The organism is Petrotoga sp. DB-2 (assembly GCF_054051725.1).
Genome location: NZ_JBSVZD010000049.1, coordinates 1 through 6,616 on the forward strand (window position 1 = coordinate 1; position 6,616 = coordinate 6,616).

Annotated in this window: 5 protein-coding genes and 1 other RNA gene; 5 read left to right on the top strand and 1 reads right to left on the bottom strand. The window is 33.7% G+C overall.

Annotated features, from left to right (window positions below; translation table 11 throughout):
• Positions 1–31 precede the first annotated feature (31 nt).
• Complete coding sequence (locus ACW9JY_RS10175) at positions 32–934, bottom strand: phospholipase D-like domain-containing protein (RefSeq protein WP_457284285.1); 903 nt, start codon at positions 932–934, stop codon at positions 32–34.
• 393 nt (positions 935–1,327) lie between these two features.
• On the opposite strand from ACW9JY_RS10175, the gene ACW9JY_RS10180 reads away from it, so the two are divergent.
• The 5 genes from ACW9JY_RS10180 to ACW9JY_RS10200 all read left to right on the top strand — a co-directional run.
• Positions 1,328–2,746 (top strand): glycosyltransferase, encoded by a 1,419-nt coding sequence (locus tag ACW9JY_RS10180; protein ID WP_457284286.1) that lies wholly within the window; start codon positions 1,328–1,330, stop codon positions 2,744–2,746.
• A gap of 61 nt (positions 2,747–2,807) precedes the next feature.
• Positions 2,808–4,403 (top strand): DNA repair protein RecN, encoded by a 1,596-nt coding sequence (locus ACW9JY_RS10185; protein ID WP_457284287.1) that lies wholly within the window; start codon positions 2,808–2,810, stop codon positions 4,401–4,403.
• Positions 4,404–4,419: 16 nt separating this feature from the next.
• Positions 4,420–5,040 (top strand): HEAT repeat domain-containing protein, encoded by a 621-nt coding sequence (locus ACW9JY_RS10190; protein ID WP_103079247.1) that lies wholly within the window; start codon positions 4,420–4,422, stop codon positions 5,038–5,040.
• 81 nt (positions 5,041–5,121) lie between these two features.
• Positions 5,122–5,481, top strand: a transfer-messenger RNA (tmRNA) gene (gene ssrA, locus ACW9JY_RS10195).
• 249 nt (positions 5,482–5,730) lie between these two features.
• Positions 5,731–6,616 (top strand): radical SAM protein (locus tag ACW9JY_RS10200; protein ID WP_457284288.1); only part of this gene is annotated, 886 nt, incomplete at its 3' end.

Below are 6,616 nucleotides of genomic sequence, written 5' to 3' on the forward strand. Positions count from 1 at the left end.
TGGTATTGAAAAAAAGAAACACCAATATATTTTACCATTCTTGCCATAATAAATCAAATTTTCTATTTATGATGTCAGCTAACCCTTTATTTTCAATTATTACAACCATTTCGTCATTTTTCTCTCTTGCCCTGTAGGTCAGATTGTAACTTCCTATAATGACCGTTTCTCCATCTATTGTTACACACTTTGCATGAATGTCATTCCTGTATTTTATATTTATGCCTTGCATATATTTTAATGGTGATGTGTAGATTTTGTTCCAATCGTCGGATAGTATTTCAACAACTACATTATTGGAGGAAGCTTGTTCCAAGATATGGACGAAGTAGGGATCAGTGAAAGAATATGAAAAAACTTTTAAAGAAATTTTGGATCTCTTAATCTCATTTAAGACTGAGTTAAGGACCTCTTTTGATGGTCCAGTTACTATTTTTACTTTCCCGAATTCTGTCGTGCTTAGGCGCTCATTGATTGGTTTTTTGTAATATCCAAATTTACCCCTTTGAAAGTTTTCATATTCATCAAGGAAAACTTTTACGACCTTTTCATCTTCGGTGTAGATAAAGATGTTTAAATCTGTTAATAAACCGCTTGTAGTGAAATTTCCGGTTCCAAATAATACTGAGTTGTTATCAAAAATCATATATTTTTGATGTAGATAACCATCGGTGTTTTTGTCATATTTGATGTTTAAATTTAAATCACCAGAATATCCACCATCTTTTTCTAAAAATATTTGGTGATTTATAGCTGATAATTTTTTAGAAATTGTGTCATCCAAACTGAAAGATACAACTTTTACTGAAGTGCTCGTTGTTAGTTTTTGGTTTATAAAGTGTGCTAATTCTCCACCGGAGAAGAAGAGTTCATAGGAAAAAAGCGAGGTAAAGAAAGACAGAAATAATGCTGTTAAGGTAAATTTTGCTTTCAATGTTGTTAAACCTCCTACTTTGTTACCTCCGATACTATCTTTATCAATTCTATAGCGCCCCTTCGCCCCGCTCCCCACCCATAAGGAAAAATGTTTTCATCTTTTAGCCAAGAAGCCGACCCATAAGGAAAAAAGTTTTTTTAATATTTTCCCCAGAACACCCTCGTACGAAAAAAGTTTTTTGTTCTTTTTCCTAGCGGCCCACCCATAAGGATAAAGGAGCTTTGTTTTTTTGCCCGCAACCCACACAGAGAAACAAAGAATGAAATCTTTAGAATTATAGCATATTTTCAGATTATGTTTCTAAAATGCGCGTCGAAAAGAAAATTTATTGAAAGTATGGTAAAATATGTTTGTTATATTGTAAATAACAGACTATTGGAGGAATTTTTCATGAAGGTGTTGTTTCTCAATCCTCAAGGCAACTTTGACAAAAACGATTCTCATTTAACTGAGCATCCTGATTTTGGTGGTCAGTTGATTTACGTTAAAGAAGTATCGAAAGAGTTGGCTAATTTAAATGTTTCTGTGGATATAGTTACCAGACAGATAAATGATCCAAACTGGCCAGAGTTTTCTAAGAAGTTAGATTATTTTGATACGAATAAAAACCCAACTATCGTTAGAATACCTTTTGGTGGAGATAAATTTTTAAACAAAGAGCAATTATGGTTATTTTTAAAGGAATACGTTGATAATATTCTTTCATTCTACAAAGATCAAAAGATAGATTTCATAACCACCCATTATGCCGATGGAGGTTATTCAGGAGTTCTTTTAAAATCAAAATTAGGCTTAAATTTCTCGTTCACAGGGCATTCTTTAGGTGCCCAAAAAATGGACAAACTAAACGTCTCTTCTGAGAACTTTGAAGATCTAGATAAAGAATATCACTTTTCTCAAAGAATAATGGCTGAAAGATTGTCCATGCAATACGCATCTAAAATTATTGTCTCCACATCTATGGAAAGATACGAGCAGTATTCTCATCCTTTGTATGTCGATGTTTCTGAAGTTGAAAACGACAATAAATACAAAGTGATTCCCCCCGGAGTTAACACGGAGATCTTTAACGATGATATGACTGATCTCGATCAAGAAACTGTCGCCCAAATAGAAAAAAAATTAAATAAACAGCAAAAACCTTTTATCATTCTCTCCAGCCGTTTAGATCTCAAAAAGAATCATATTTCTGTTGTAAAAGCATACGCAAATTCTAAAGATCTTCAAGATAAGGCAAATCTAGGAATATTTCTTAGGGGCATTCCTGATCCATTCACCGACATACACAAATTGTCGGAAAAAGAAAGATCCATCTTAACCCCAATTTTGGAAGAAATAGTAAAAGCGAATATAAAAGATAAGGTATATTTTTTTGATTTAAAATCTCAACTTGCCTTAGCTTCTGCTTACAAATTCTTTTCAAAATTGAAGTCCGTCTTTGTTTTACCTTCTTTTTATGAGCCTTTTGGCTTAGCTCCTATCGAAGCAGGCGCTTGTGGCCTCGCTGTTGTTGCAACAAAGAATGGTGGACCAAGTGAAATATTCTCAGATGGTTCAGGTGTATTAATTGATCCTGAAGATATACAAAATATTGTTGAGGGCTTAATAAAAGGTTTGAACAATTATGATTATTTTTCAAAAAAGGTTAAAAAAAGAGTTTTAGAAAACTATACTTGGAAAAGCACTGCCAGAGGATATTTAGAGGTTATTGAGGAAGGAATTAAACTTCCCAAAAAAACCATAGAAAAAGTGCCTTCTTTAGATGCAAAAGAAATAATACTTGATTATTTAAAAAATAAAAAGATTTGAAATTATGGTATAATTTCGATGATAGAAGAAAAAAGTGTCGATTTTAAGGTTGGTGTGGTGAATGCTGCTTTCTTTGTCCATAAAAAATTTTGGTCTTTTTAAAAGTGCTAACGTAGATTTTAGCAACAATTTCTGCGCTATCACTGGTGAGTCGGGAACGGGAAAATCCATGTTTCTAAATGCTTTAAATCTTTTTTTAATAGGAAACGTTCCTCAAAACCTGAAGACCTCAGAAGGTTCCGTGTCAGCGTATTTTACTGTTAATGAATTCATTAAAGATATGTTGCAGGAATACGCACCTTTTGATGGTGATGAATTGATCTTAGCTGTAAATTTCACTCCTAAAAAGACGCTTTTTAGAGTAAACGATACAATAGTTCCAAGAAACGTTGTTCAGGAGGTTTCAAAGTATCTGCTAGAAATTCATTCTCAAGACTCCAACATAGCTTTGAGAGATGAGAATTATCAAAACTCTTTGATCTTTAAGATTTTGAGGGATAAATTCGCCGAGTATTTTTCTGAGTACGATAAGGGGTACCAGGAATATTTGAATTTAAAAAGAAAGTTAGAAAATCTTCCAACCAATAAAACAGAAATCTTTCGAAATATTGATATTTTAAACTACCAGATACAGGAAATTGAAGAGGCGAACCTCCAACCTCGTGAAGATGATGAACTTTCTGCTAGATTTAAAACTCTAAATAATATGGAAGAAATCAGGGAACGATTGGTGGAATCATTAAACATATTAAAAGACAGAGATGAACAAAGTATTGATGAGGAAATTGGTTATATAATTTACAATCTGTCAAAGCTTAAAGATTTTGGGTTTGGTGAAGAATATTCCTTGGCTTCTTCTATTCAAGAGCAGATAGATGAATTATATACCCTTTTAGAAAATAGATTGTCTGAATTAGATAGTGATTCAGAAGAATTAGAAAGAGTCAGTGAGAGACTGAATAAAATCATCGAGTTAAAAAGGAAATATGGACCATCTCTTGAGGATGTTTTAGAAAATCTCAACAAGTTCAAAATTCAAAAAAGTGAGTTAGAAGAAATCAAAAACGATTTTCACGAATTAGAACCGAGATTGTCTAAGTTGAAAGAGGAATTATTAGAACTCAGTGATAAAATAATAGAGAAGGTTACTCCTTTTCTAAATGATTTAAAATCACATATTGAAAATAATTTAAAGGATCTCAATATGGAGAATAGTAAGATAGATTGGAAGATAGAAAAACTAAAAGAACCAAAAAAAGAGTCCGCACATAGGATTACCTTTTTATTAAAAACAAATCCAAAAAGTAAATTTATGCCTTTAGCCGAAATAGCTTCCGGTGGAGAATTATCTAGAATAATATTAGCAGTAGAGGTTGTACTAGGAAAAAATCATGCAATTGATACAATGGTTTTTGACGAGATTGATTCTGGAGTTGGCCCAAGAATGGCCGATGTCGTAGGAAATAAGCTCAACGAATTATCAAAAGATAAACAAATTATTGTAATTACTCATATGCCACAAGTTGCAAATTTCGCCACTGAACATTTTAAAATAGTAAAATCGTTGAACGAAGAAACTACTTCAACAATCGTAAAATTATCAGAAAATGAAAGATTAGAAGAAATAAAAGAAATGTACGGAAACATTGTCTATTGAAAAGGATGTGTAAAAGATGTACAGTCGTGAAGATCTGATAAAAAAGATAGTAGATGAAAAAGGGCTTCAAGCTATTCCTAATTTAATAGAGCTATTAGATGACGAAGATTACGAAGTTCGAGAATTGGCACGGGATGCATTGAGCGTGATGGCACCCGAAGGAAAAGAATACCTATTACAAGAGTTCAAACGAAGATTCAATCTCAACCTTCAAGACGATACTGTTTTGTTGTATCTAGCTGAACTTTTGTCTGATTTGAAGTGTCATGAAATAGTGGAAAACCTTAAGATGATGTTCAATAAATTTTCTGATGAAAGGGCTTTCCCTTTGATCATAGAGAATTTATTAAAAATCACAAAAGATGAATCTTATTTAGATATATTGAAAACTTATATTGACAGTGACGAGGGGGAAATAGAAGAGATAAGCGTTATGGCCATCACCGAGTTACCAAGCAGAAAAACTTTAGATATACTTTTAGAGAAATATTATAAAACTACCAACAACTCTTTAAAAGTACTTATTTTGGATTCAATAACAAAAATCTTGACTAAGAATTTTGATTTAGTTCCATACCTACAAGAACGTGACCCTGAAATATCCGAAAAGCTGGAGTTGCATCTCAAAAGGTCTTGATTTTGGACTAAAAATTTGTTATAATATAGATGTATCCCAGTAAAAAAAATTCACCCCGAACGGGGTCAAAGAATAAAGTATGGGGACGATTGGGTTCGACGGGAATAGGCTGAAGTCGGGAAGCGAGTCGAGGAGTCTGAAACCTCGTAAAAAACGAAAAAATATTGAAATGCCGAAGAACCAGAATTAGCATTAGCTGCTGCGTAGACGGCGGCTCGTCTCTCCTCAAGTTTTCTTGGAACCTCTCTTGAGGAATGAGGCGTCAGAAAAAGGTTCCACTTCTAAAATCTCTTACCCGGATTTTAGAAGTATCAATGGGTAATAGGAAATTGTGACTCGGTCCGCAAAGTCACAATTTCCGAAAGCTGATTGCGGACTGCGCTCGGAGAAGCCGACTTCGCCTGTTTTCGGACGCGGGTTCGATTCCCGCCGTCTCCACCATTTTTTTTAAGGTAGTATGTTAAAAATTTCACATATTTACTAGATACATTTACTTAAGAAATGAAATGATCCTATAAAATAAGAATTTGATTTTAAAAAGGTAACAGGGCAAAACTCTTCCCTGGAGTGGGAGCAGGCGAAACGCTGATTCTCCATCCTTATGGGTGGGCTGCGGGGCGAAGGAGCGCTATATATAAAATTTAGAGATTCTAAAGACCGTATAATCCACAAATATGGGAGGTTGATTAAGTGTTTTGGGTAAGAGATAAGGCAAATCAAAAATCTTTTATCAAAGAAGATGAAATATTTAAGCTCTTGGAAGAAATGAAATCCCCAAGTAGATTAAAAGTCAGAGACATTATTCAAAAATCGTTATCAAAAGAAAGATTGGATTCGGATGAAGTCGCAACACTTTTAAACGTTGAAGATGATGAAACGTTAGAAGAGATTTTTGAAGGAGCAAGAACATTAAAAAAGAACATATATGGGAATAGAATAGTGTTATTTGCCCCTCTTTATATTGGAAACAAATGCATAAACAATTGTGAATACTGTGGTTTTAGATCAAGTAACAGCGAAATTTTTAGAAATACCCTTAGTTTTGAACAATTAGAGAAAGAAGTAAGAGCCCTTGAAAACAAAGGTCACAAAAGATTGATATTAGTATATGGCGAACATCCTGACTACGATGCGGATTTCATCGCTAAAACCGTAGAAACTGTATACAAAACTAAAAACAGAAACGGTGAGATCAGAAGGGTGAATATTAATGCTGCCCCTCAGACAATTGATGATTACAAAAAAATAAAAGAAGTAGGTATAGGAACGTTTCAAATTTTTCAAGAAACTTATCATTATGAAACATATAAGAAAGTTCATCCAAAGGGGCCAAAATCAAGTTATATATGGAGACTATACGGATTAGACAGAGCAATAGCTGCAGGTATGGACGACGTTGGGATCGGTGCCTTATTTGGACTTTACGATTATAAATTTGAGGTTATGGGACTTATATCTCACACCATACATTTGGAAGAACGCTTTGGATTTGGTCCACATACAATTTCCTTTCCACGAATGGAACCAGCCTTAAATACCCCTTTATCTGAGCAACCTCCCTACCTTGTTAATGATA